The 23,570-nt window shown below is 74.4% G+C and carries 24 protein-coding genes; 10 read left to right on the top strand and 14 right to left on the bottom strand.

Features of this window, described 5'->3' with window-relative positions:
* Nucleotides 1-13: 13 nt before the first annotated feature.
* From ABGA99_RS13435 to ABGA99_RS13450, 4 genes are all read right to left on the bottom strand, one after another.
* Complete coding sequence (locus ABGA99_RS13435; protein WP_347577415.1) at nucleotides 14-1,351, bottom strand: extracellular solute-binding protein; 1,338 nt, start codon at nucleotides 1,349-1,351, stop codon at nucleotides 14-16.
* A gap of 123 nt (nucleotides 1,352-1,474) precedes the next feature.
* Nucleotides 1,475-2,227, bottom strand: coding sequence for an SDR family oxidoreductase (locus ABGA99_RS13440; RefSeq protein ID WP_347577416.1), 753 nt, complete (start codon nucleotides 2,225-2,227; stop codon nucleotides 1,475-1,477).
* Nucleotides 2,228-2,290: 63 nt separating this feature from the next.
* Nucleotides 2,291-3,094, bottom strand: a complete 804-nt coding sequence (locus ABGA99_RS13445; RefSeq protein ID WP_347577417.1) for an SRPBCC domain-containing protein — start codon at nucleotides 3,092-3,094, stop codon at nucleotides 2,291-2,293.
* The gene (locus ABGA99_RS13450) at nucleotides 3,091-3,762 is read right to left on the bottom strand and encodes a helix-turn-helix domain-containing protein (RefSeq protein WP_347577418.1); all 672 of its coding nucleotides are present in this window, start codon (nucleotides 3,760-3,762) and stop codon (nucleotides 3,091-3,093) included. Before ABGA99_RS13450 ends, ABGA99_RS13445 begins: the two co-directional genes overlap by 4 nt.
* Before the next feature lie 138 nt (nucleotides 3,763-3,900).
* Between ABGA99_RS13450 and ABGA99_RS13455 the strand changes: the two genes are divergently transcribed.
* Together ABGA99_RS13455 and ABGA99_RS13460 are read left to right on the top strand one after the other, a co-directional pair.
* On the top strand, nucleotides 3,901-4,770 hold the full coding sequence (locus ABGA99_RS13455) for an alpha/beta hydrolase (RefSeq protein WP_347577419.1): 870 nt from the start codon (nucleotides 3,901-3,903) through the stop codon (nucleotides 4,768-4,770).
* Complete coding sequence (locus ABGA99_RS13460; RefSeq protein ID WP_347577420.1) at nucleotides 4,767-5,363, top strand: DUF4291 domain-containing protein; 597 nt, start codon at nucleotides 4,767-4,769, stop codon at nucleotides 5,361-5,363. Before ABGA99_RS13455 ends, ABGA99_RS13460 begins: the two co-directional genes overlap by 4 nt.
* A gap of 20 nt (nucleotides 5,364-5,383) precedes the next feature.
* Here ABGA99_RS13460 and ABGA99_RS13465 read toward each other — a convergent pair whose 3' ends face one another.
* Together ABGA99_RS13465 and ABGA99_RS13470 are read right to left on the bottom strand one after the other, a co-directional pair.
* On the bottom strand, nucleotides 5,384-6,040 hold the full coding sequence (locus ABGA99_RS13465; protein ID WP_347577421.1) for a maleylpyruvate isomerase N-terminal domain-containing protein: 657 nt from the start codon (nucleotides 6,038-6,040) through the stop codon (nucleotides 5,384-5,386).
* A 72-nt stretch (nucleotides 6,041-6,112) separates the two neighbouring features.
* Nucleotides 6,113-7,015 (bottom strand): phosphotransferase, encoded by a 903-nt coding sequence (locus ABGA99_RS13470; RefSeq protein WP_347577422.1) that lies wholly within the window; start codon nucleotides 7,013-7,015, stop codon nucleotides 6,113-6,115.
* A 204-nt stretch (nucleotides 7,016-7,219) separates the two neighbouring features.
* Here ABGA99_RS13470 and ABGA99_RS13475 point away from each other — a divergent pair, with 204 nt between their 5' ends.
* The 4 genes from ABGA99_RS13475 to ABGA99_RS13490 all read left to right on the top strand — a co-directional run bounded on the left by ABGA99_RS13475 (nucleotide 7,220) and on the right by ABGA99_RS13490 (nucleotide 11,870).
* A complete protein-coding gene (locus ABGA99_RS13475) occupies nucleotides 7,220-8,476 on the top strand; it encodes a DUF6745 domain-containing protein (protein WP_347577423.1) in 1,257 nt (418 codons plus the stop codon).
* A 55-nt stretch (nucleotides 8,477-8,531) separates the two neighbouring features.
* Nucleotides 8,532-8,990, top strand: a complete 459-nt coding sequence (locus ABGA99_RS13480) for a hypothetical protein (RefSeq protein ID WP_347577424.1) — start codon at nucleotides 8,532-8,534, stop codon at nucleotides 8,988-8,990.
* A 188-nt stretch (nucleotides 8,991-9,178) separates the two neighbouring features.
* Nucleotides 9,179-10,537, top strand: coding sequence for a hypothetical protein (locus ABGA99_RS13485; RefSeq protein WP_347582712.1), 1,359 nt, complete (start codon nucleotides 9,179-9,181; stop codon nucleotides 10,535-10,537).
* A 139-nt stretch (nucleotides 10,538-10,676) separates the two neighbouring features.
* Nucleotides 10,677-11,870: a sialidase family protein gene (locus tag ABGA99_RS13490; RefSeq protein WP_347577426.1), complete on the top strand. Its 1,194-nt coding sequence runs from the start codon at nucleotides 10,677-10,679 to the stop codon at nucleotides 11,868-11,870.
* A 37-nt stretch (nucleotides 11,871-11,907) separates the two neighbouring features.
* On the opposite strand, the gene ABGA99_RS13495 is transcribed toward ABGA99_RS13490, so the two are convergent.
* On the bottom strand, nucleotides 11,908-12,723 hold the full coding sequence (locus ABGA99_RS13495) for an FCD domain-containing protein (RefSeq protein ID WP_347582713.1): 816 nt from the start codon (nucleotides 12,721-12,723) through the stop codon (nucleotides 11,908-11,910).
* A gap of 193 nt (nucleotides 12,724-12,916) precedes the next feature.
* Here ABGA99_RS13495 and ABGA99_RS13500 point away from each other — a divergent pair, with 193 nt between their 5' ends.
* Entirely contained in the window at nucleotides 12,917-13,873 is a 957-nt protein-coding gene (locus ABGA99_RS13500) for an ROK family protein (RefSeq protein ID WP_347577428.1), read from the top strand.
* Nucleotides 13,870-14,607: an N-acetylmannosamine-6-phosphate 2-epimerase gene (locus tag ABGA99_RS13505; protein ID WP_347577429.1), complete on the top strand. Its 738-nt coding sequence runs from the start codon at nucleotides 13,870-13,872 to the stop codon at nucleotides 14,605-14,607. Before ABGA99_RS13500 ends, ABGA99_RS13505 begins: the two co-directional genes overlap by 4 nt.
* 112 nt (nucleotides 14,608-14,719) lie before the next feature.
* Here the strand turns inward: ABGA99_RS13505 and ABGA99_RS13510 are convergent, their stop codons facing one another.
* Both ABGA99_RS13510 and ABGA99_RS13515 read right to left on the bottom strand, forming a co-directional pair.
* Nucleotides 14,720-15,217, bottom strand: coding sequence for a lamin tail domain-containing protein (locus tag ABGA99_RS13510; RefSeq protein ID WP_347582714.1), 498 nt, complete (start codon nucleotides 15,215-15,217; stop codon nucleotides 14,720-14,722).
* A gap of 143 nt (nucleotides 15,218-15,360) precedes the next feature.
* Nucleotides 15,361-15,882 carry a pyridoxamine 5'-phosphate oxidase family protein gene (locus tag ABGA99_RS13515; RefSeq protein WP_347577431.1) on the bottom strand — a complete coding sequence of 174 codons (522 nt, stop codon included), beginning with the start codon at nucleotides 15,880-15,882 and terminating at the stop codon, nucleotides 15,361-15,363.
* 188 nt (nucleotides 15,883-16,070) lie between these two features.
* Between ABGA99_RS13515 and ABGA99_RS13520 the strand changes: the two genes are divergently transcribed.
* Nucleotides 16,071-16,931, top strand: coding sequence for a sigma-70 family RNA polymerase sigma factor (locus ABGA99_RS13520; protein ID WP_347582757.1), 861 nt, complete (start codon nucleotides 16,071-16,073; stop codon nucleotides 16,929-16,931).
* Between the two features lie 86 nt (nucleotides 16,932-17,017).
* Complete coding sequence (locus tag ABGA99_RS13525; protein ID WP_347577433.1) at nucleotides 17,018-18,025, top strand: methyltransferase; 1,008 nt, start codon at nucleotides 17,018-17,020, stop codon at nucleotides 18,023-18,025.
* 44 nt (nucleotides 18,026-18,069) lie between these two features.
* On the opposite strand, the gene phzG is transcribed toward ABGA99_RS13525, so the two are convergent.
* The 5 genes from phzG to ABGA99_RS13550 all read right to left on the bottom strand — a co-directional run bounded on the left by phzG (nucleotide 18,070) and on the right by ABGA99_RS13550 (nucleotide 23,550).
* Nucleotides 18,070-18,708, bottom strand: a complete 639-nt coding sequence (gene phzG / locus ABGA99_RS13530; protein WP_347577434.1) for a phenazine biosynthesis FMN-dependent oxidase PhzG — start codon at nucleotides 18,706-18,708, stop codon at nucleotides 18,070-18,072.
* A gap of 42 nt (nucleotides 18,709-18,750) precedes the next feature.
* Nucleotides 18,751-19,590: a PhzF family phenazine biosynthesis protein gene (locus ABGA99_RS13535; protein ID WP_347577435.1), complete on the bottom strand. Its 840-nt coding sequence runs from the start codon at nucleotides 19,588-19,590 to the stop codon at nucleotides 18,751-18,753.
* Between the two features lie 76 nt (nucleotides 19,591-19,666).
* The gene (locus tag ABGA99_RS13540) at nucleotides 19,667-21,667 is read right to left on the bottom strand and encodes an anthranilate synthase family protein (protein ID WP_347577436.1); all 2,001 of its coding nucleotides are present in this window, start codon (nucleotides 21,665-21,667) and stop codon (nucleotides 19,667-19,669) included.
* Nucleotides 21,664-22,287, bottom strand: coding sequence for an isochorismatase family protein (locus tag ABGA99_RS13545; protein WP_347577437.1), 624 nt, complete (start codon nucleotides 22,285-22,287; stop codon nucleotides 21,664-21,666). The genes ABGA99_RS13540 and ABGA99_RS13545 overlap by 4 nt, the downstream gene beginning before the upstream one ends.
* 93 nt (nucleotides 22,288-22,380) lie before the next feature.
* A complete protein-coding gene (locus tag ABGA99_RS13550) occupies nucleotides 22,381-23,550 on the bottom strand; it encodes a 3-deoxy-7-phosphoheptulonate synthase (protein ID WP_347582715.1) in 1,170 nt (389 codons plus the stop codon).
* Nucleotides 23,551-23,570: the final 20 nt, after the last annotated feature.

Below are 23,570 nucleotides of genomic sequence, written 5' to 3' on the forward strand. Positions count from 1 at the left end.
GGATCCCGCGGCGTCAGCGGTCCAGCAGTTCGTCGATCTTCCTCTCCGCGGCCTGCCACGCCTGCGTGGGCGTCAGCTTCTGCTGCTCGACCGGCAGGATGCCCGCGTCGGTGATCTGCTGCTGGATCGGCTGGTCCTTCGCGCCGAGTTCGAGGGTCGGGATGCTCTTGGCGGCGATGGAGAAGATCTCGCCGGTCGGCGCGTCGTTGAAGTACGGGTGGGTGGCGTCCGCGACCTGCGGCAGCTCGTATGCGGCCTGCGAACTGGGGAAGCTCGCCCGCTTCTCGAAGAGCCGGGCCTGCTGCTCGGGCGCGGTCAGCCAGGCCGCGAGCCGGGCCGCCGCCTCCTTGTGCTCGCCGGCCTCGGGAACGGTGAGGAACGAGCCGCCCCAGTTGGCGGGCTTGGGTGCGGTGGCGATGTCCCACTTGTCCGCCGCCGCGGGGCCCGCCTTCTCCTGTATGTAACCCAGCATCCAGGACGGGCAGATGACGGTGGCGAAGCCGCCCTCGGCGAAGCCCTCGTCCCAGGCGGGAGTGAACTGCTTCAGCCGCGCCGTCATCTCCCCCTGCGCCGCCTGCATCGCCAGGTCCCAGGAGATCTCGACGGCGGGGCTGTCCCGGTAGATCGCCTCGCCCTCGCGGCCGAAGTAGCGGACGGGGAAGCTGCTGATCGAGCCGTTGTAGACGCCGGCGGCCGAGTCGACGAAGGCGGTGCCCGCGGGGGCGTTCGCCATGTAGTCCGCGCCGACGCCGAGGTACTTCTCCCAGTCGGAGAACCACAGCGCGGCGACCTCGTCGCGGTCGGTCGGCAGCCCGGCGGCGCGGAAGAGGTCCTTGCGGTAGCAGACGGCCATGGGGCCGATGTCGGTGCCGAGGCCGACGGTCTTGTTCTCGTCGGTCGTCGCCTGGTCCCACTTCCAGGGCAGGAACGCGCCCTCGTCGACGCCGGTCGCGGTGCCGAGGTCCGCCAGCCGGTCGGCGCGGGTGCCGACGACCTCGCTGATGTTGCCGACCTCGACGGCCTGGATGTCGGCGAGCCCGCGGCCGGAGTCGAGGGCGTCGCGCAGCGCCGGGTAGTACTCCTCGTTGCTGGGCGCGGCCTTCTCCACGATGGTGACGTCCGGGTAGAGCTTCTCGTACTCGTCGTAGAGCCCGGCCTCCTCGAAGCCGAAGACGCCGAAGACGCCGACCGTCAGCGTGACCGGCCCGCTTTCGCCGCCCGCGCCGCCGCCGTCGGGTGCGGCCCCGGGCGGGCCGTCGTCGAGCAGCGCACAGCCGGCGAGGAGGCCGGCGGCCAGCGCGGCGGCGAGGGCACGGGACGTGCGGGTGCTGGTACGTGAGCGTCTGCGCATGGGACTCCCCCGGAAGCCGCCGCGCCCCCTCCCGGTGACGGGGCGCGGCGTGGCTTGGGAGCGTAGCGTGGGAGCGCTCCCGGAGGTATCCCGTCTGCACATCTTTCGATCGGGCCGGGACGGTCAGTCCACGATCGCACCGCAGGTGATGTTCAGCTCGGACGCCGTGATCGACGCGGCCCGGTCACAGGCCGCGAACGCGGCGGCGTTGCCGACGTCTTCGTACGTCGCCGTCCGGCCCAGCATCGTCGGCTCCACCAGCGAGGCGACCAGTTCCTCGCGGCCCTCGAAGCCCTCCGGGACCGACTCCGGGATCCCGCCGGTCTTCAGCCCGACGACGCGAACGCCGTGCGGGCCCAGTTCGGCGGCGAGCTGCTTGCGCAGCATGTCGACGGCGCTGAGCGCGACCTGGAAGCCGCCGATGAAGTAGTCGTGCAGGGGGTCGCCGACGCCGCCGAAGGTGAGCAGCACGCCGGACTTCTGCCGGATCATGTGCCGGGCGGCGGCCTTCGACGTCAGGAAGGTGGTGCGCACGGCGTTGTGGACGGGCGCTTCGAAGTCGCTCAGCGTCATCTCGGCCAGGGGCGTGCCCTGCACGTCGCCGACGGAGACGAGGTTGACGGAGACGTCGACGCTGCCCGCCTCCTCGGCCACGGCGTCGGCGTGCGCGTCGACGGCGGTCTCGTCCAGGGCGTCGACGACGGCCGTCGACACGGTCCCGCCGGCCGCGCACACGTCCGCGGCAACGGCCTCCAGGCGCGCGGGGGTCCGGCTGGCCAGGTGCACGGTGGCGCCCTCGCGGGCGAAGCCCAGCGCGACGGCGCGGCCGATGCCGCCGGCTCCGTAGACGAGGGCGTTCTTGTCCTTCAGCAGCATGGCGATCCTCACTTGTCGAACGCGGTTGTCGTGGTCCTCAGTTGTCGTACGCGGTAGGCGTGCTCAGTTGCCGAACGCCTCTCGGGCGCCGGTGAGCCAGGTGCGCCATCTGTCCTCCTCGCGTGCGGCGGCGCCGGGCGGGGCGCCGTACAGGCGGGCGAGGAGGTTCGCCGAGAGCGGGGCACCGGGAGCCATCGGGAAGCAGGAGAAGGCGTACAGCGCGGGGTGCGGCTCGGCGGCGCGCAGCAGTACGTAACCCGGGCTGCGGTCCTCGATCGTGCCGGCCAGCTCCGGTACGCCCGCGGGGGTGCGGAACGCGGTCCCGGCGGATTCCGCCGCGAGCCCGAGGAGGCGGTCGAGGACGACGGCGGCGCGGGGCCGCTCGGCCGCGGAGAGGCCGAGGCCGACGAGCACGTCGACGTTGCCGACCGGCCGGCCGGCGAAGTGCGTCAGGTAGGCGCGCAGGACGGTCAGCGACATCCGCCAGCCCTCGCCGGCCCCGTCGACCAGGTCCTCCCAGCCCTCGCCGTCGTGCCGGAAGCCGTTGACGACGCGTACGACGCAACTGCCGCCGCCCGCGGCCTCCACGAGGAACTCCGTGGCCAGCGGCGGCGCGCCGGGGCCCGCCGGCTCCTCGTAGCCGAAGCGGCGCGGCGGGTCCCAGTCGGTGACGGTGGCCTGCGCGGTCTCGCCGTAGGGCTCGCGGCGCACGGTCATCGCGCCGCCCGCGGCGGGGTCGATGTCGGCGGGGAAGAGCCAGGCGGCGTGGCCGGGCCCGGTGGCGATGGCGCGCCACACCTCTTCCGGGGTGCCGGGCACGACGATCTCGTGGCTGCTGAGGCGGGCGGTGGGGTCGTCGTCGGTCACGGCCGCGCCTCGCCCTCGGGAGCGTCCGGGGTGTCAGCCGCTGCCGTCGCTTCCGGTACGTCCGGCCCCTGCGGTGCGCCGGGGTCGACGTCCTTCGGCACCGGGTGGACGGCGACCGCCAGCCGCTGCCAGCGGCCGTCCGGCGCGGCCTCGTCGTGGTACTTGGAGACCAGCCCGTTGACGGCGGCCGTCAGCTCCTCGGCGAACGCCGCCCGGTCGGCCGGCGAGCGGAACCGCACGGCGGCGTCCAGCCCGTAGACCGGCAGCCGTTTGCGTCCGCGTACGGCGTGACGGGCCATGCCGCCGACCTCCGCGACCACCCGGGCCGCCAGCGCGACGACATACGCCGCCGACAGCCGGTCGCCGTCCGGCCGCGGCCCTCCGGCGGCCGCCCCGAGGGCCTCCGGGGAGACCACGTACCCGGCGGCGCTGGCCACGAGCTGCCGCTCGGTCAGCCCGCCCCAGACGCGGGTGCCGGCAACCTCCACGAGGCCGTGCTTCTCCAGCAGCCGCAGGTGGTAGTTGACCCGCTGCCGGGGCACGCCGAGCCGGCTCGCCAGGGCGGAGGCCGAGGCGGGCGCGCGCAGTTCGGCGAGCAGCCGGGCCCGCACCGGATCCAGGGCGGCGGCGGCCGAGGCCGGGTCCGCGATCACGTCGATGTCCTCCATGCCGCCAAGCCAACCCTTGACAAATAAATTTGTCAATGCCTGAGCTGGGCACCCGCACCCGATCGGGTACGCGATCGCCCGGCCGGCGGGCCGGAATCCGGTTGCCGCGCGGGGAACGCCGCTGACAGGGTCGTGGCCATGACGGCCTTCTCCGCCCCCGACGGGACCGGGCTCGCCTACCACGACTCCGGTGGCGACGGCGCCCCCGTCGTCTGTCTGCCGGGCGGCCCCATGCAGTCCTCCGCCTACCTCGGCGACCTCGGCGGCCTGACCGCGCACCGCCGGCTGATCCGCCTCGACCTCCGCGGCACCGGCGCCTCCGCCACCCCGGCGGACCCCGCCTCGTACCGCTGCGACCGGCTCGTCACCGACATCGACGCGCTGCGCGCGCACCTCGGCCTGGACCGCCTCGACCTGCTCGCCCACTGCGCCGGCGCCAACCTCGCGGTGCTCTACGCGGCCCGCCACCCGGAGCGCGTCGGCCGGCTCGCGCTGATCACGCCGAGCGTCGCGGCGGTAGGCATCGACATCTCCGCGGAGGTCCGGCTGACGACGGCGCGACTGCGCGCGGGCGAGCCGTGGTTCCCGGCCGCGTACGCGGCCCTGGAGGACCTGACCGCCGGCCGCGGCGGTGAGCGCGACGCCCTCGCGCCGTTCTTCCACGGCCGCTGGGACGACGCGGCCCGCGCGCTGGACGCGGCGTCCGAGAAGGACCGCAACGCCGAAGCCGCCGCCGCCTACGGCGCCCCCGGGGCCTACGACCCGCCCGCCACCCGCGCCGCCCTGGCCTGTCTGCCCGCCCCCGCGCTGGTCCTCGCCGGCGAGGTGGACCTCAACTCGCCGCCCCCGGCGATGGCCGCGTACGCGGCCCTGTTCCGAAGGGCGCGCTACGCCGTCCAGCCCGCCGCGGGCCACCACCCGTGGCTGGACGACCCGGCCCTCTTCACGGCGGCCACGGGGGCGTTCCTGACCGGATCCCCCACGCAGGCGGAGGAGTTCCCCGGGTGACACCCGAACCGCGGCAGGTCCGCGCGAAGCAGACCGCGGACACCGTCACCGTCTACCAGGCGTACGCGCCCGCCGTCGCCGGACCGGCGCTGCGGGCGGGCACGTTCGTGCCGCCGTTCAAGCGCGAGCGGATGACCTGGATCAAGCCGTCGTTCCTGTGGATGATGTACCGCTGCGGCTGGGCGGAGAAGCCCGGTCAGGAGCGCGTGCTGGCCGTCGAGATCAGCAGGCAGGGGTTCGAGTGGGCGCTGCGCCACTCCTGCCTGAGCCACCACGACGGGCGCAGGTACGCCACCCACGACGACTGGCTGGCGGCGAAGAGGACCAGCCCGGTGCGCATCCAGTGGGATCCCGAGCGGGACCTGGCGCTGCGGCCCCTGGACCGGCGCGCGATTCAGATCGGGCTCTCCGGTCCCGCGGTGGGGGGTTACGTCGACGAGTGGATCCGGGGGATCGAGGACGTCACGCCGCTCGCGCGGAAGGTGCGCGCGCTGCTGCGGGAGCAGAGGCGGCAGGAGGCCGCCGCGCTGCTGCCGCGGGAGGAGCCCTGCCGGCTGCCGGACGACGTCCGGGCCCGTATCGGGGCCGCGTAGCCCTGGCCGGCGGCCCCGGGTCAGCCCAGGATCAGGGGGAGCTTCGCCGCGAGCGGGCCGAGGGCGGTGCGTTCCGCTGCCGTGGGGGTGCGGCGGCCGGTGGCGACCAGGAGGGCGTCGGTGTCCGTGAAGGACCCCGGGAACGCCGCGCCCGCGATCCGCTCCAGCAGGGCCCGGGTGCCGGCCAGGCCCGCGGCGGGCGGTCCTGGCACGTGCGGGAGGTGCGCGGTCAGGTCGAGGTGGTGCAGGGTCCACTCCAGGACGTACGCCGCGAGGTAGTCGCCCGCGGTGAGGACCATGTCCTGCGTGCTCACCCGCAGGGCCGGGTCGGCGAGTTGCGCGGCCCGTCCCGCGGCGGAGCCCACGTCGTCGAGGTGGAACTTCAGCAGCGCCGGGTCCTCGTACGCCGCGGCCAGCCGGACGGTGAGCGCGTCGAGGGGGTCCGCGCCGGTCGGCGGCTCGTCGCTCACGTGCCAGTAGCGCGCGGCGTCGACGGTCGGCTCGCCGTCCGCTGGGGTGACCAGGGTGATGAGCACGTCCTGCGCGTCGATCACCAGGTGGCAGGCGAGGTCGCGGACGAGCCAGCCGGTGCAGCCGGAGGGCTGCGCGAAGTCCTCGTCGCCCAGGTCGGCGACCGCGGCGCGCAACGCCGCCCACGAGGGTACGAATTGATCCACCTCGGCAACGTAGTTCGCCGCCGCGCGCCGGACAAGCCGATTCTCCGGGCGCCCCGCCGGCGGGCGAACCGGCTACGGCCGGAGCCTGGCGAACGCCTCCATCCGGCGCCGGTGGTACTCCAGGTCCTCGTCGTCGTGCCGGACGCCCCGGGCCACGGCGAGCGCGAAGTACACGCCCTCGCGCCGCAGCCGGTGCCGCATCAACTGCGTCAGCGACTCGTCGTCCAGCGCCTCGGCCGTGCCACCGGCCTCCAGGTATGCGTCGGCGAAGCGGCGCGCGTCCGCCGGGTTCTCGCAGAACTCGTCGGCGAACTCCAGTGCCGCGCTGCCCACGTCCACCTCGGGCGGGGCGACGAGCGACTCGTCCCAGTCGAGTACGGCGACGATCCGCGCCGGGTCGTCGCGGTCGACCAGCAGGTTGCCGTGGTAGTAGTCGCCGTGCAGGGCGTGCCGCAGCCGGGCGCGGGCGCCGAACCCGGCCAGCCACGTGTCCAGTTGCGGGTCGTGCAGCCGCGGGTCGTCGTACGCCACGTCGCCGGCGAGGCCGGCTTCGAGGAAGCTCGGCTTCGGCCGGCGCGGCAGTTCGGCGCCGGCCAGCGCGCGGTGCAGACGGGCCAGCATGCGGGCCGCGGCCGTCGCCGAGCGGGGGTCGTCGCCGTCGGCCCAGACGCCGTCGACGTACGGCCAGAGCGACACCGCACGGCCCTCGACCCGTACGACCGTGGCGCCGTCGTCCCGGCCCGGGACGGGCAGCGGAGCGAGCGCCTCCGGGCAGCCGCCGCTGCGCGCGGCGACCGCGACGCGGTGGCACCACTCCGCCTCCGCGGTGTCCTTGTCGTACGCGCCGATCCGCACCACGTGCGCGCCGACCCGCCAGGCGGCGGACTCCTCGCCGCCGTAGAGCCGTTCTGCGGGGCCGGTGACGCCCGTCGCCTCCCGTACCGCCGCCGTCAGCGGCACCTCCACGAAGACCACGCCCGTTCACCTGCCCCTTTTCGTACCTCGACGGCCTTTCCCGCATTCGATCACACGGCGGCGCGGCGGCGCCGCACCGTCTCCCGGCCGCCGTCCGTACCGCGCCCGTGACCCGTCATTCCCCTTGCGCCGCCGCGCCGTCGCTGGCAACCTGGCCGCCATGACTCACGGAAAGGCGCACACCGCCTCCCTCTGGTGACCGCGGTGACCTCTACGCGCGGGGCTTCTCCCCGCTTCGACGGTTCACTTTCCTCTGCTCGCGCATGCCTGTCCCTCGCCGTCGCGCTGCGCGACGACTGGCTGGGGCACGCCTTCTCCACCCTGCCCGCGGACCGGCCGGCCGCCGAAGCCGCCGTCACCGGGCTCTACCGTCTGGTCGGCGCGCCGCCACCGCGGTTCGTCTGGATCCCCTCCCCTGCGGCTGCCCCGCGGGCGCTGCGCGCCGGGCAACCGGCCTTCGGCCGCCCGCGGTTGCGGGCCGCCGACGCACCGGCACTGGGGGCGCAGTGGCCCGTGGCGTCCCGGCTGGCCTCACTGCTGTCCGCGCTGCACACCCGGCTGGACCGGTGCGTCCGGCGGCCCTCCGTGCTGGGCCCCCGCTCGCGCCGGCCGTGGTACCAGGCCGCGCGCGGCATGACCGCCGAGGACGGACTCCACGACGGGTACGCGCTGCGCGACATCCTGTGGACCGCCGTCCGCGACCCGCTCGCCGCCACGCTGCTCGACGGGCCGCGGCCCGCGATCCGCACCGCCCTCCTGCCCGTCACCGACGCCGAACCGCTCGGGCTGACCTTCCACGGCCAGCACGACGCGCACTGGATCGGGCACTACGACATCCATGCCCGCCTCGGACTCGCCGCCTACGGCGCCGCCGACACCCGTCAACTCGCCCTGTGGGCCGACCTCGCCCGCACCGCCGGCTGGTGGTGGCCGGGGGAGGGGGTGTGCCTCGTCGCGGAGCGGCCCGCCGAGGCGCACACCGAGCCGCTGCCCGGCGCCCGCCACGGCGAACTGCGGCTGCACCGCCCCGACGGCCCCGCCGTCCGGTACGCCGACGGTGCCGAGGTGTACGCCCTGCACGGCACCGCCGTGCCGCGGTGGGTCGTCACGGAGCCCACGGTGGCGCGGATCCACCGCGAGCCGAACGTCGAGGTGCGCCGCTGCGCCATCGAGCGGCTCGGCTGGGACACGTACATCGACCGGGCAGGACTGCACCTGCTCGCCAAGGCCCCCGACCCCGGCAACGCCGGGTCCCACCTGCACCTCTACCACGTGCCACGGCGCGTATGGGGCACACCGGGGCGCGTCCTGCTCGTCGTCAACGGCTCCGTCGAGCCCGACGGGCGGCGGCGCCGGTACGGGCTGAGCGTGCCCGCGGGCATCGACGACCCCGTCGCCGCGGCGGGCTGGTCGTACGGACTCAGCGGCCCGCAGTACGCCCGGCTGGCCCGCCGCACCTGACGTGCGGGCGCTCTCCTTTTCTCAACTTCCCTTCTCTCACCCCGAGGTGATGCACATGACCACGTCCGCAGCCGTGACCCTCGCCGACCTCACCGCCAGGACCGGCCTCGACGTCCTCGCCCATCTGGAGCGCGAGGTGACCATCCCCGTCGTCGCCGGCCCGCAGGCGCAGGGCGACCTCATCGTCGTACCGCTGGCGCTCCTCGACGACGTCACCGTCCCGCCGCACGCCCGCTGGGCGGCCGTCCCCACGGGCGGTATCGAGCTGCTGCGCGGCGCCGCCGGCGGCAACCCGCACACGCTCGTCGCCGATCCCGGCACCTGCCGCTGGAGCCGCCGCGTCGACGACCCCGAGCGCCTCGCCCTCGGCGTCCTCGACGCCACGGCGGTCGCGTACCTCATCCACCCGGAACACGGCGGCACGGGCATCGCCCCGGGCACGTACGTCATCCGCCGGCAGCGTGAACGCAGCGAGAGCACGGGGCGGTTGGGGAACCGCTTCATCGCGGACTGAACGGCGGGCCCCGCCCGGGGTGGTGCGCCCCGGGCGGGGCCGTGCCGGATCCGGATCCTGCTCCGCGATGTCGTGAAGTGCCCCCTGGCGGGACGGAAACGGACGGGTTCTGCCGTTCGGGACCCGTCCCGGTCCCGTTCCGGTACGGTCCTGGCTTCGGAAACGGCCCGTAGCGCAGGGGTGAGACGGTGGCGGACGACGTCGGCGAGCTGATCGAACGGCTGGCCCTGTGGCGGACCGGGGACGGCGGCTACGACGAGGTGAGCCTCCGGGAGCGGGCGATCGTCACGCTGCAGGAGCGGGGTCCCGAGGTCGTCCCCGTGCTCGTCGACCGGCTCGACGCCCTCCTCGCCGACCACGCCGCGCACCTGGAGCGGGTCGGTGCCGTCACCGCGGTGTGGGACGCCTGGTACGAGGAGGGTGACGCGCTCGTCGACGAGCACGGCGTGGGCAGGGTGTTCGAGCTGGAGCGGTACCGCACCGTCCCCAGCGACAGCCTCCCCCAGCGCGAGCCCCGCGACGAGCACTACCAGGACCCGTACGACCTCAAGCAGGGCCTCGTGGAGGCGCTGCGCCGCATCGGCGACGACCGCGCCGCGCCCGTCTTCGGCCGCGCGCTGCGCGACCGGGCCTGCATCCTCCACGCCGCGACGGCACTGCGCGGCACCCACCTCGACGGCGCCGTGCTCGCGCTGCTCGACGCCGCCGCGGGCATCGAGCCCGACGACATGGCCTTCCCCGAGGTGCTGCGCGCGCTGGAGCACTACGGAGCCACGATGGCGCAGGTACGGGCCCGGTTCGAGGCCGAGTCCCGGCCGCAGGCCCGGGTCAGCCTGATGCACGTGATGAAGAAGCTGCCCGGCGACGGCTCGGGCCGGCCGGCGGACGGGGAGATCGGCGACGCGCTCGTCTTCCTCGCGATGAGCCGCTCGGCCACGGACCGGTACGGGCCCCTCAGGGCCCTGAAAGCCCTCGGCACGCTCGATCCGCTGGACGCCTCGCCGGGGGAAGCGGGGGACGCGCGCGACCCGTGGGCCCCGGGTTTCGGCGGGGCCGTCATGGACGCGCCGCCGCCCGCCGCTGCCGTCCACGCCGCGATCGTCCTCGCCGCGCACGGCAAGCCGCCCGGCCACGACGGCGAACTCCGTCGCCGGCTGCGGCACATGGCCGAGAACGCCCCGTCCGCGGCACGGGCCGTCACCGCCGTCCTCGCCCGCGGGCCGCGGGCCGCCGACGCGGAGCTGGAGCTCGCGCTGCGGCTGGCGCTGCGGCTCCGTCCCGACCGGGTGGCGGAGCATCTGCCGCTGCTCCGCGCCCTGCACGGGCTCACCTCGTACCCGCCCGGCCGCTCCGGCGCGCTGCGTGCCCTGTGGCGCGACGGGATGCTGTTCGTGCTGATGCTCCACGAGGACCCGGCGCTCCGCGCGGAGGCGCGTGCGGTCTTCGACGACGTCGCCGAGCCCGCGGACCGGGAGCGGTTCGCCGAGTACGAGGCGCTGCGGCTGGGCACCTGGGGACGGCTGATGCGCAGGTTCAAGCGCGGCTAGCCGGGCGGGCCTTCGCGGGCCCGCCCGCTGGGTCCCGCCCCGCCCCGGGGGTGCGCGGGGCGTTGACGGAACGTACCGCAGCCCCTACGTTCCGGACGTCTGATGTCCGGTGCCTCCGCCCCACGAGTGGAGGTATCCCGTGCGCACCACCCTGTCCGCCCGAACCGCCGCGCTCCTCGCGGCCGGCGCCGTCCTCGCCGGCGGTTTCACCCCGGCCGCCGCACGCGACTTCGGCGACCCGGCGCCCGCCGCCCGCGCACCGCTCTTCGAGACCACCGACCTCGCCGTCTCCGGCGACGGCGCGCACACGTACCGCATCCCCGCCCTCGACGTGCTCCCCGACGGCACGCTCATCGCGGCCTACGACCGCCGCAACGACAGCTCCGCCGACCTGCCCGGCAACCTCGACGTCCTGGTCCGCCGCAGCACCGACAAGGGCCGTACCTGGAGCCCCCCGCAGATCGTCGCCGACTACGACGGCGGCGTGGGCGCCGGCGACCCCAGCCTCCTCGTCGACCGCGACACCGGCCGGATCTTCCTCTTCCACGCCTACGGCCCGAAGGGCATCGGCTTCTTCAACTCCGGGCCCGGCAACGCCCACGACTCCACCACCACCCTGCACGCCGACTACAGCTACTCCGACGACGGCGGGCGCACCTGGCGCCAGCGCCGCATCACCCGCGACCTCAAGGACCCTTCCTGGCTGGGCATGTTCGCCTCCTCGGGCACCGGCATCCAGCTCTCCTCCGGCCGGCTGCTCCAGCAGTACGCGTTCCGCGCGGCGGACGGCGGCATCCGGGCGGTCAGCGCGTACAGCGACGACCACGGCGCGACCTGGCGGGCGGGCGAGCCGGTCGGGCCGCTGATGGACGAGAACAAGACCGTCGAGCTGGCCGACGGGCGCGTCATGCTCAACAGCCGCACCGCGAGCGCCGACACGCGCCTGGTCGCGTACTCCGACGACGGCGGCGTCACCTACGGCACGCCCGTACCGGACGACGAGCTGATCGACCCCACGAACAACGCGGCCATCCTGCGCTACGACGCCGACGCCCCGCGCACGGCACCCCGGGCGCACTGGCTGCTGTTCAGCAACACCGCGAGCACCACCGCCCGGCGCAACCTCACCGTGCGGATGTCCTGCGACGACGGGCGGAGCTGGCCGATCGCGCGGGTGGTGGAGCCGGGCGAGGCAGCGTACTCGACGCTCGCGCGGCTGGACGACGGCACCTTCGGGCTGCTCTACGAGCGCGGGCCGTACCGCACGATCACCTTCGCCCGCTTCGACGACGCCTGGCTCGGCGCCGACTGCCGGAGGCGGCCGGCGGGCTGAGCCGCACGGGGCGGCGGGGGCGCCGCGGCTGCGGGGGTCAGCGGGGCACCGCGGCCCCGCCGCCCGCGACATCCCCGCCGTCCCTGCCGTCCTCGCCGTCGCCGTTGCGGCCGGCCGCGAGGCGGCGGCGTACGGGGGCGTAGTGCGCCGCGACGGCCCGGGTGAAGGCGGCCGGGTCGCCGCGGCGGGCGGCGTGGACGATGCTCGCGTGCGCGGCGGTCGTCTCCGCCCGGTCCTCGCCCGTGGCCATCTGCAACTGCGGGGCGACGATGGCGTACACGTCCCAGAAGGCCATCGAGAGCTGCCCCATCAGCTCGTTGCCCAGCGGCTCGACCAGCAGCGCGTGGAAGGCCCGGTCCGCCTCCACGAAGTCCTCCTCGGCGCCGCCGGCGTCCGCGCGCATCTTCTCCACCAGCGCGTCCAGCGCGTCGAGCCGGTCGCCGTCGAGCCGGGCCACGATCCGCTCCGCCATCCCCCGCTCGAACAACTCGCGCACGTCCACGAGATCCGCCATCACGTGCACGTCGCTCTCCGGTCCGAGCAGCCCGCGGAACGCGAGGCTCTCCACGAGCGCCGACAGGCTCAGCCGGCCGACGTACGTGCCGTGCCCGTGCCGTACGTCGACGATGTCGAGTGCGTGGAGCGTCTTGACCGCCTCGCGGACGCTGGAGCGGCTGGCGCCCAGGGCTGTGCACAGGTCGGCCTCGGTGGGCAGCGGGTCGCCGGGGCGCAGCTTGTTGGCGAGGATGTAGCGCTTGATGCCCTCGGTGACCTCCAGCCGCAGCAGCGACCTGCCGGCCGGTGTCCCGGCCGCGCGGCTCGTACGGACTTCCATGGCACGGGCTTCGGTCATGCGCGCACTCCCGCCTCTTGACCCGCTTCGCCCCCCGGGCTACGGTCACACGCTATCAGGCATCGGACATCAGACATCTGACCTCTTGCTCCCATCCGTTGGCTCCACCTGCTCCTGCCGCCGCCTTCGTCGACGTGCCGTACCTACCGGGAGGACGCGTGCCCCGCCGCAACCGACCCGCCGCCGGGCCGCGATGACCGTCGTCGCCGCGCTCGACATCGGCGGTACGAAGACCGCCGCCGCCCTGGTCGACGGCGACGGGCGGCTGCTGCACCGCCGCACCGCGCCCACGCCGGCCGCGGCCGGACCCGCGGCGGTCCTCGACGCCGCGGCGGACGCCGTGGCGGAACTCGCCGCGGCCGGCGGCCCGTACGCGGCCGTGGGCGTCGGCAGCGCGGGCGTGATCGACGCCGCGGCCGGCACCGTGCTCTCCGCCACCGCCGCGCTGCCGGGGTGGGCGGGCACCGCACTCCGCGACGAACTGGGCCGCCGCCTCGGCGTACCCGTCGCCGTCGACAACGACGTCCACGCACACGCACGCGGCGAGACCTGGCGCGGCGCGGCGGCCGGCCGCGCGCACGTCCTGCTCGTGGCCGCCGGCACCGGTATCGGCGGCTCGCTGATCCTCGGCGGCCGGCCCCACCGGGGCGCCCGCTCCGCGGCGGGACACCTGGGCCACCTGCCGGTCCCGGCCGCTGCGGGACGCCCGTGCGCCTGCGGCGGTACGGGCCACGCGGAAGCCGTCGCGGCCGGCCCGGCGATGGCGGCGGAGTACGGCCGCCGCGCCGGAGAGGCGGCAGGGGAAACAGCCGGGGAAGCCGCCGGGAACGGGCCGGCGGCGGCCCGCGGGCTGGCGGCCGTCGCGGAGCGCGCGGCGGCCGGGGACGCGGTGGCGGTGGCCGTGCTGACCGAAGGCGCGGTGGCGCTGGGCGAGGCCGTGGGCGGGCTCGTCAACGCGCTCGACCCCGAACTCGTCCTCGTCACCGGCGGCGTGAGCCGGTGCGGCCCGGTCTGGTGGCGCCCGCTGCGCGCGGCGATCACCGCGACGACGCTGCCCCCGCTGTCGGACGTCCCGGTCGTCCCGGGCGCCCTGGGAGACGACGCGGCGCTGCTCGGCGCCGCGCGGCTCGCGCTGGAGGCGATCGCGTGACGGCGCGGGCCGACGGCTTCGGCGACCGCGGCGACGACGGCCGGGGCGGGGCTCTTCTCGCGCGGCTGCGCGGGCGGTTGGTGGTGTCCTGCCAGGCGTACCCGGGCGAGCCGCTGCGCGACCCGGACACCATGCGCCGCATGGCGCTGGCCGTGCTCGACGGCGGGGCCGCGGGCGTCCGCGCGCAAGGGCTCGCGGACCTGCGGGCGATCAGGGCCGCGACCGACGCGCCGCTGATCGGGCTCTGGAAGGACGGGGACGGCGGCGTCGTCATCACGCCCACGGCCGCGCACGCGCGGGCGGTCGCGGAGACCGGCGCGGACGTCGTCGCCGTCGACGCCACGGACCGCCCGCGGCCGGACGGCCGGGACGTGGCGGAGTCGTTCGAGGCGGTGCGCCGGGCGGGCAGGCTCGTGATGGCCGATGTCTCGACGTACGAAGAAGGGGTGCGGGCGGCGGACTCGGGCGCCGACCTGATCGGCACCACCCTCTCCGGCTACACCGGCCGCTCCCCCGCCCCCGGCGCGGGCCCCGACCTCTCTCTGGTCGAGCGACTGGCGGCGGCGGTGCGGGTGCCGGTGCTCGCGGAGGGCCGGATCGGCACGCCGGCCGAGGCGGCGGAGGCGCTGGCGCGCGGCGCGTACGCGGTGGTCGTCGGCACGGCGATCACCCACCCGACCACCCTCGCCCGCCACTTCGCCGCCGCACTCGACGCCGGCCCCCACCTCGGGTGACCCCGCACGGCGCGGCCTGACGACCGGCCGATGACGACCGGCGGACAACGGATGACCGTCACCGTCCGCGAGGCGACGGCCCACGCACCGGGCGCCCGGCGCCTCCCCCTCCTCAGCCGTGGTACGTGATGTACCCGTTGCCGTCCCGGTCGTCGGCGCCCTTGGTGTACTTGTGCACGTCCCCCCGGCTGCCGCTCGACTTGACCAGATAGATCGTGTCCTTGCCGTTGTTCCACAGGAAGTTGCAGTTGTCGCGGTAGACGACGTTGTCCGCGTCGGAGTCGCGGCCGTTCCCGCCGCGCAGCTTCACCTGGTCACCGGGCTGCAGATAGTGGTTCGCGCGGAAGGTGAACCGGTTCCCGGCGGCGTCCTTGACGACCCACCCCTTCAGGTTCACGGTCCGGCTGGACGAGTAGTTCTTGATCGACAGGTATTCCTGGTGGGTGTTCCCGCCGGAACACCTGTTTGAATCCCTGCCGGGTGCGTCGTACTGGATGCCGCGGACCTTCAGCGGCGAGCTGTACTCGGCTGCCTGTGCCGGTGTGACGGCGAGCATCGTCAGCGCGCCGCCGGCGGCGGCGACGGCGGTGACGACTCCGTGGTTGCGCATGTGAGCGAACCCCCCATGTCTCGATTCGGCAGGAGGTTATGCGCGTAGTGCCGCGCGGCGGGCGTGCCGAGAGGGCATCGGCAACGGGCTGTTCGGCCCTTGTGCCACCACCACCGCGTCCTGTCAGCCTGGGGACACCCGCGCTAGGCGACGCCCAGCTCGGCGGCGTCCGGCGCGAAGACCGTCATCCAGTGCGGGCTGAGCCGGTAGAAGACGACTTCCTCGTCCCAGCGGAAGGCGTTCTCGCCGTAGAAGTCCTTGAAGTAGGCGAGGAGTTCCGGCCATTCGGGGTCCGGCGCGCCGTGCTCGGGGTTGAGGGTGATCGCGTCGCCGTGGGTGAACACGCCGAGGTCCTCGCCGCGCATGTGCGCCGCGCTGGCGGCGGGCCGGGCGGCGAGGTGCCGGGCCTTGGCCGCGGTACGGGCGGTGCCGAAGTACCAGGTGCCGTGGAGGAAGTGGCCGTCGGCGCCGCTGATGCGGGGTTCGCCCTTGGCGGTCACGGTGGAAAGGGCGAGGGTGCACATGCCGGTGAGGACGCGGGTGAGCTGTTCCGCGGTCAGCGTACGGTCGGTGTCGATGATCGAGCGGAGGTGACCGGTGGAGCGGGCCAGGGAGGTGTCGAGCAGTTCCTGGAGGCGTCGCAGTTCATCGGGGGTTTCGCGCATCCGGTCACGGTAGCGGGGCAGGTAGCCCTCGGCCGGGTGGGCGCGGGCTCGTCACATCGGCGTGTTCTCGCGGGTCAGATTCATGACGGGTAACGGGGAGAGGAACCGTGGCATTGAAGAGTGAACACGACTGGCTGGCGGAGCGTTTCGAGTCCGACCGGCCCCGGTTGCGCGCGGTGGCGTACCGGATGCTCGGTTCGGTCCCGGAGGCGGACGACGCCGTCCAGGAGGCGTGGATCCGGCTCAGCCGCTCGGACACCAGCGAGGTGGAGAACCTCAGCGGCTGGGTCACGACGATCGTCGCCCGGGTGTCGCTGAACATGCTGCAGTCCCGCAGGTCACGGCCCGAGGTACTGGTGGACACGACGGACGCGGGCGAACCGCGGGACGAGCTGTCGCCGGAGGATCCCGAGGAGGAGGCGGTGATCGCCGACTCGGTCGGGTTGGCGCTGCTGGTCGTCCTCGACACGTTGACGCCGGCCGAGCGGCTGGCGTTCGTGCTGCACGACATGTTCGCGGTGCCCTTCGAGGAGATCGCGACGATCGTCGACCGCTCCCCCGCCGCCGCCCGGCAGCTCGCCAGCCGGGCGCGGCGGCGTGTGCAGCGGTCGACGCCGACCGCGCGGCGGGGGGAGGCCTTCGGTGTGTACGACGCGGCCGGCTCCTGCCCGTCGGGGAAGTCGGATCTCGCGACGGCGTTTCTCGCGGCGTCCCGGGAGGGCAATTTCGAGGCGCTGCTGGCGATGCTGGCGCCCGACATCGTGCTGCGTACGGATGCGGCGGCGATGCGGATGAGTCTGGAGGCCGGGCTGCGCGGGATGCATCCGATCACGGATGTGCCGGAGATCCGCGGTGCGGACGCCGTGACGCGCGTCTTCGCGGGGCGGACGTGGAATCCGGCTCCGGCGCTGATCGACGGTGGGGCGGGCCTGGTGTGGCTGGTGCGCGGGCGGCCGCATGTGGCGTTCTGCTTCGCGGCGGAGAACGGCAGGATCACGGCGATCGACATCAAGGCCGATCTCGACGGTCTCGGCATCGTCTTCGAGTAACCGCCCGGCTGCGGGGCGCATGGTAACAGGAACCTGCCACGGCTGACCACCTGTCCGCCGTGCCGGGTGCGACCTAAGGTGTGCGCATGGACGAATCTACCGATGTCACCGAGCAGCTACTGGACTTGTCGCTCGGCTATCTGCGGACCGCCGCACTGCACGCGGCCGCGGAACTGCGGCTCGCCGATCTGCTGGCCGGCGGTCCGCGCAGCGCCGAGGACCTGGCCGCGGAGGCGGGGCTCGACGGCCCTTATCTGGCACGGCTGTTGCGTTACCTGGCGGCGTACGGGGTGTTCCGGCAGGAGGACGACGGCCGGTTCGCGCTGACGCCGCTGGCGCAGTTGCTGCGCGAGGATGTGCCGGGATCGATGCGCTCGTACGTGGAGGCGCACGGCCACGACATCTTCCTGCGGCCGGCGTCGGGGTTGTCCGAGGCGGTCCGTACGGGCGGGAACCCGTTCGAGGCGGAATTCGGGATGCCCTTCTACCAGTATCTGTTCGGCAACCGTGAGCTGGGCATGCGGTTCGACGCGAGTATGGCGTCGTTCTCGGAGGCGTTGAGCGATCAGGTCGCCGCGGCGTACGACTTCGGCTCCGCCCGCAAGGTGGTGGACGTGGGCGGTGGTCGCGGCGGGCAGCTGCTGGCGATCCTGCGCCGTAACGCGCATCTTGAGGGCACGCTGATGGACCGTGAGCCGGTGGTCGCGGCGCATGTGCTGGATGTGCCGGAGCTGTCGGGCCGGTGGCAGGCGGTGGGCGGCGACTTCTTCTCGGCGGTGCCGGAGGGCGGCGACGTCTACATCCTGAAGCACGTGCTGGCGAGCTGGCCCGACGAGCAGTGTGTGCGGATCCTGGAGGTGTGCCGGGACGCCATGCCGGACGACGGCCGGATGCTCATGGTCAACGCGCTGGTGCCGGAGGGGAACGAGCCGCATCCGGCCAAGGACGTGGACATGGTGATGCTGACGGTCCTGAACGGCAAGGGCAGGACGCAGGCGGAGTACGAGGCGCTGATGCGCAAGGCGGGGCTGGAGCCGGGGCAGGTGCTGCACGTCTCGCGGCACGCCGCGATCATCGAGGCGACGAAGGCCTGAGACCTGACGGTCCGCCCGCGCCGTTCGCCGTCGTACGCGCGCGGCTACGGCTGGAGGCGGACGGAGGTCCAGCCGTCGCCTTCGCGGTCGTAGCGCAGCCGCAGGTGGAGCCGGTCGGGGCGGTGGGCCCAGAACTCGATGTCGTGGGGCTGCAGCCGGTAGCCGTAGAAGCGCTCCGGGCGGTCGAGGGCCTTGCCGTCGGCGCCGAGGCGGGCTGCTTCGGCGCGCAGCGCCGCCGGGTCGGCCAGCGGTTCGCTCTGCCGGGAGGCGGCGGACATGGCGTGCAGCGGGATGGCCCGGGCCTGCCACAGGCTGTCGGACTCGGCGAGGGGGACGGGTTCGACGGGGCCGGAGAGCTTGATCTGCTGGCCGGTCTCGCGCCAGTAGAGCAGTCCTGCGGCCCAGTTGTTCTCCTCGATCTCGCGGCCCTTGCGGCTGGTGGCGTGGCTGGTGAACAGCACGCCGCGGTCGTCGACGGCGCTGACGAGGACGATGCGCGCGGAGGGCCGGCCCCGTTTGTCGGCGGTGGCCAGCGCGAGCGCCTTGGGTTCGCGGACCTCGAGTTCGACGGCGCGGTCCAGCCAGCGCCGCACGAGGTCCACGGGGTCGGCGGGCGGGTCGTCGTACTCGGGGAAGTCCGGGTCGTTCTCGACGGTGAGGCTTTCGAACTTGCTGGTGTGCATCTGGTGCCTTTCTGCGGTGGCCGCCCGCCGGGCGTCCGGGCTCTAGAGGAAGAGGGTGCCGCGTCCTACGGTGACGCCGTTGCCGCCGACGTGCACGGAGTGGATCTGCTCGCCGTCGCCTTCGGCGGTGGCGAGCATGAGGGAGGGCCGGCCCATTTCGACACCCTGGAGTATCTCGACCTGTTCGCCGTAGGCGGCCAGGCCGTGCCGGGCGAGGTGGATGGCGAGCGGTCCTGCCGCCGAGCCGGTGGCCGCGTCCTCGACGACGCCGTAGGCGGGTGAGAACATCCGGGCGCGCCACTGCCGGCCCTGGCCGGCGAAGCAGTTGGCGGCCATGTCGGGGAAGGCGGACAGGGCGCGGTGGTCGGGCCGCAGTGCGGAGAGCGCGGGGACGCTTTCCAGGCCGACGAAGACGTGCCGGGGGCCGTTGCGGTAGACCTCGACGGGGGCGACGGAGGTGTCGGCGCCGAGGGCGGCGAGGAGTTCGTCGGCTTCGGCGTAGGGCTCCCACACGGGGTGGGGCTGGCGCATGCTGACCTTGACGGCGCCGTCGTCGTCGGTGAGGTGGACGGGGATGACGCCCATCGCCGTCTCCAGCCGCAGTTCGTCCTGTTTGCGGGTTTCGCCGAGGGCGACGGCGGTGCCGAGCAGCGGGTGTCCCGCGAAGGGCAGTTCGTTGACGGGGGTGAAGATGCGGATGTGGGCGTCGCCGCCTTCGCGGGGCGGCAGCACGAAGGTGGTCTCGGAGAGGTTCATCTCCCGGGCGATGCGCTGCATCAGGTCGGGTGTCAGTTCCCTGGCGTCGAGGAACACGGCGACGGGGTTGCCGTTGAGCGGCGTGCGGGAGAAGGCGTCCACCAGCATGTAGTCGAGTTCGGGCATGTACGGCTCCTGACGGGCGGATACGGGTTCGTGGGTGCCCCCGGTCGGGGGGCTCATGCGGTGGGCGCTGCGTGCCTCACCGGCCGATCGCCCCGAGCAGGGCGTCGCCGATGAGCCGGGGGCCGTCGACGGTGAGGACGGATTCGGCGTGGAACTGGTAGGACGAGAAGTGCGGGCCGCGCAGCGCGTCGATCTGGCCGGTGGCCGGGTCGCGGCTGACGCGGACGCGGCCGACGTCCGGGATGTCGAGGTCGTCGGCGGGGCTGACGGCGGCGAACGTGTTGTAGTAGCCGACGTGTTCGCGGCGGCCGAAGAGGTCGATGGCGCGCTGGACGCCCTGGTTGGGCAGGCTGCGGCGGACCAGGTCGAGGCCGAGGCGGAGGCTGAGCACCTGGTGGCTGAGGCAGACGGCGAGGAACGGGGTGCGGTCGCGGAGCAGGCCGGCGACGGCGGTGTCCAGCGCGGCGATCTTCGGATCGGCGGCGGCGCGGGGGTCGCCGGGCCCCGGGCCCATGACGACGAGGTCGAAGCCGTCGACGGCGTAGGGCTCGTCGAAGCGGCGCACTTCCGCGGTGGGGCCGAGGGCTTCGAGCTGCTGGACCATCATGGCGGTGAAGGTGTCCTCGGCGTCGACGACGAGGACCTTCATGCCTTCCAGCGCGGGTACGGTCAGCGGCCGGGCGGCGGTGGCGGCCAGCCAGAAGTCGGCGATGCCGGTGTTGCGGTCGCGTAGCACGTCGCGGATGGCGGGGTGGTCGGCGAAGCGCGGGGCACCGGTGGCGGCGTCGGCGGCCGCGGGCTCGGCGGAGGCGGGCGCTGCCGCGGCTCCCGCGGGGCCGGCCGCCGGGTCCGCGGCGCCGTCGGCGCCCAGGGCGTCGAGGAGCGCGGCGGCCTTCGCGCGGGTCTCCGCCGCCTCGCCCTCCGGGGAGGAGTGGCGTACGAGGGTGGCGCCGACGGAGAGGGAGAGCCGCCCGTCGTCCGCGAGGTCGGCGGTGCGGATGAGGATGGCCGAGTCGAGGGTGCGGCTCCCGGTGGGCTCGTCGCTGACGAGCGCGGCGATGCCGCTGTAGTAGCCGCGGCCGTGTGGTTCGTGGCGGGCGATGACGCGGGCGGCGCTCTCCACGGGGCTGCCGGTGACGGTGGGTGCGAAGAGCGTTTCGCGCAGCACGTCGCGTACGTCGCGTGCGGTGTGGCCCTCGATGAAGTACTCGGTGTGGGCGAGCCGCGCCATCTCCTTCAGCGCGGGGCCGGTGACCCGGCCGCCGGCGGGGCAGATGCGGGACATCATCTTCAGTTCCTCGTCGAGCACCATGTACAGCTCGTCGGTCTCCTTGCGGTCGCGCAGGAACGCGGTGAGGCCGTCGAGGGTGGGGCCGCCGGCGGGGTAGCGGTAGGTGCCGCTGATGGGGTTCATCACGGCGCGGCCCTCGTGGACGGACAGGTGCCGTTCGGGGGTGGCGCCGACGAAGGTGCGGCCGTCGGCGTGGATGGCGAACGTCCAGTAGGCGCTGGGCTCCAGGGCGATGAGGCGCCTGAAGACGGTCAGCGCGGCACGCGCGGGGTCCTCGCCGACATCGGCGAGGAGGGTGCGCTTGATGACGAAGTTGGCGCCTTCGCCGGTGCCGATCTCGCCGGTCACGACGCGCCGTACGACGTCGGCGTACTCCTCGTCGGAGAGGTCGAACCGGTGGCCGGTGAGTGCGGCGGGGGTGTCGGGGAGCCGGGTGAGGGTGTCGGCGAGCGGCACGGCGGCCTGCTCGGTGACGTTCATGGCGATGAGCGGGGCGCCGTCGTCGGGGGCGGCGAAGCCGCGTTCGGTGAGCTGCCGGTAGGGCACGACGAGGAGCGTGCGGTGGGCGGTGGCGGCGGGCGGGCCGGCGGGGGCGGGCAGCGGGAGGCCGGCGAGGGTGGCGGGGTGGGTGACGTCGCCGAGGAGGACGTCGACCGTTCCGGGCGTGCCGCTTTCGGGGCGGTGCAGGAGGGCGTAGGAGGGCGGGAGGGGCCCGGTCAGCAGCCGGTCGAGCAGCGCGGTGCCGGGGTCCGCGGCGTCCGGGCGGGGTCCGGGGGCGGTGGTCATGCGAAGATCTCCGCGCTCGGGACGACCATGCCGCAGCGCTGGGCCACGTAGTCGACGGTCATGCGGTGCCGGTCCTCGCTGAAGTCGGCGACGGCGTCGGCGGCGAGGAACACCTGGATGTCGTGGGTGAAGGCGTCGATGGCGGTGGCGAGGACGCCGACGTGGGCGTAGACGCCGCACAGCACGAGCTGGTCGCGGCCCTCGGCGCGCAGCCTGTCCAGCAGCCCGGACTTGAAGAAGGCGCTGTAGCGCCACTTGGTGAGCAGCCAGTCGCCGTCGGCGGGGGCGAGTTCGGGGACGACCTCGCGGTCTTCGGGTGCGGTGCGCATGCCGGGGCCCCAGAAGTCGACGAGCAGGCCGCGTTCTTCGGGGGTCATGCCGCCGGGCTGTGCCGAGTAGGCGACGGGTACGCCGAGTTCGGCGGCGCGTTTGCGGAGCAGCGCGGCGTTGTGGACGAGCGGGGAGCGGACCTGCTCGGGGAAGGGCCGCAGGAAGAACCGCTGCATGTCGTGGACGATGAGCGCCGCACGGGCGGGGTCCGGTGTCCACTGCGCGAGGTTGGCCGGCAGGGTCTCTGCCGTCGGCAGCTCGTACGGGTCGATGGCGGGTATGCCGACCACGGTGGGGCTCCTTTCAGGGTGCGGTGGGCGCGCGGGCTGGTGGGCCGGGCCGCGCCGCCGGGGCCGGGGTGGCTCCGGTGCCCGGTGTCGCTGTCAGCGGGCCTGGGCCCACGCGGCGACGAGCCGGTGGGCCTGGCCGGGGTTGAGCCGGGGGTCGCAGAAGGTGGTGCGCCGGCCGGCGGAGCCGATGGCGGCCACGTCGGTGGCGCACTCGGTGACCGGGTCCGGGGTGGTCTCCAGGTGGAGTCCGCCGTTGGTGCCGCCGGCGGCGCCGAGGACGTCGCAGAAGCCGTGGATCTCGGCGAGCATGGCGCCCATGAGGCGGGTCTTCTGCCCGTCGGGGCCGGTGATGGTGTTGCCGTGCATGGGGTCGCAGATCCACACGGCGGGGTGTCCGGCGGCGTTCACGGCCTGCACGAGGGCGGGCAGCCGGCTGGAGACGAATCCGGCGCCCATGCGGGCGATGAGCACGAGGCGCCCGGGGGTGCGGTCCGGGTCGAGGCGGGCGGCGAGTTCGGTGACGTCCTCGGCGGTGGTGCCGGAACCGACCTTGCACGCCACGGGGTTGACGACGTCGGCCAGCAGCGCGACGTGGGCGCCGTCGGGCCGCCGGGTGCGCTCGCCGACCCACGGCAGGTGCGCGGAGGCGAGGTACTGCGCGCCGGCGGCGGTGCGCCGCAGCATCGGTATCTCGTAGTCGAGGAGGAGCGCCTCGTGGCTGATCCACACCCGTTCGGCGTCGGGGCGGCCGGTGTTGACGCTGTCGAGTTCGCGTACGACGGCCTGGGCGGCGCGGAAGCAGGAGAGGATGCGCCACGGGTCGGGGCGGCGCGCCCGCACGTCGGGCTCGGGGGCGTTGACCATGTGCCCGCGGTAGACGGGCAGGGTGACGTCGCCGATCTGCTCGACGGGCTTGGAGCGGGGTTTGGCGAACTGCCCCGCCATGCGGCCGACGCGTAAGGCGGGGCGGCCGGTGATCCCGGCCGCGGTGCCGGCGAGCGCGTCGAGGAGCGCGCTCTTGCGCCGCACGTGGTACGGGGTGGACTCCGCGGGGTCTTCCGCGCAGTCGCCGGCCTGGATGAGGTGGGCGCGCCCCTCGGCGACGTCGGCGAGGACGCGCCGCAGCCGCGCCGCGCCGTCGTCGGTGACGAGCGGCGGCGCGGCGTCGAGGGCCTCGCGGACCCGTCGCACCTGGCCGGTGTCCTCCCACACGGGTTGCTGGAGAGCGGGTCGCGCGTGGAATTCCTGGACTGAGGTTGGCACGGTCTCCCCCTGCCGGGTGT

It is taken from the genome of Streptomyces sp. B5E4 (assembly GCF_039871555.1).
In the GTDB taxonomy this organism is placed as follows: domain Bacteria; phylum Actinomycetota; class Actinomycetes; order Streptomycetales; family Streptomycetaceae; genus Streptomyces.

Excerpts from the sequence above, each read along its gene's own strand:
- ABGA99_RS13515 (WP_347577431.1), bottom strand. The coding sequence starts at position 15,882 with ATGCGCGAAACCCCCGATGAACTGCGACGCCTCCAGGAACTGCTCGAC.
- ABGA99_RS13450 (WP_347577418.1), bottom strand. The coding sequence starts at position 3,762 with ATGGAGGACATCGACGTGATCGCGGACCCGGCCTCGGCCGCCGCCGCC.
- ABGA99_RS13535 (WP_347577435.1), bottom strand. The coding sequence starts at position 19,590 with ATGCCCGAACTCGACTACATGCTGGTGGACGCCTTCTCCCGCACGCCG.
- ABGA99_RS13510 (WP_347582714.1), bottom strand. The coding sequence starts at position 15,217 with ATGCGCAACCACGGAGTCGTCACCGCCGTCGCCGCCGCCGGCGGCGCG.
- ABGA99_RS13495 (WP_347582713.1), bottom strand. The coding sequence starts at position 12,723 with ATGACCGAAGCCCGTGCCATGGAAGTCCGTACGAGCCGCGCGGCCGGG.
- ABGA99_RS13520 (WP_347582757.1), top strand. The coding sequence starts at position 16,071 with ATGCTCGGTTCGGTCCCGGAGGCGGACGACGCCGTCCAGGAGGCGTGG.
- ABGA99_RS13540 (WP_347577436.1), bottom strand. The coding sequence starts at position 21,667 with ATGACCACCGCCCCCGGACCCCGCCCGGACGCCGCGGACCCCGGCACC.
- phzG (WP_347577434.1), bottom strand. The coding sequence starts at position 18,708 with ATGCACACCAGCAAGTTCGAAAGCCTCACCGTCGAGAACGACCCGGAC.
- ABGA99_RS13455 (WP_347577419.1), top strand. The coding sequence starts at position 3,901 with ATGACGGCCTTCTCCGCCCCCGACGGGACCGGGCTCGCCTACCACGAC.
- ABGA99_RS13500 (WP_347577428.1), top strand. The coding sequence starts at position 12,917 with ATGACCGTCGTCGCCGCGCTCGACATCGGCGGTACGAAGACCGCCGCC.
- ABGA99_RS13480 (WP_347577424.1), top strand. The coding sequence starts at position 8,532 with ATGACCACGTCCGCAGCCGTGACCCTCGCCGACCTCACCGCCAGGACC.
- ABGA99_RS13440 (WP_347577416.1), bottom strand. The coding sequence starts at position 2,227 with ATGCTGCTGAAGGACAAGAACGCCCTCGTCTACGGAGCCGGCGGCATC.
- ABGA99_RS13435 (WP_347577415.1), bottom strand. The coding sequence starts at position 1,351 with ATGCGCAGACGCTCACGTACCAGCACCCGCACGTCCCGTGCCCTCGCC.
- ABGA99_RS13525 (WP_347577433.1), top strand. The coding sequence starts at position 17,018 with ATGGACGAATCTACCGATGTCACCGAGCAGCTACTGGACTTGTCGCTC.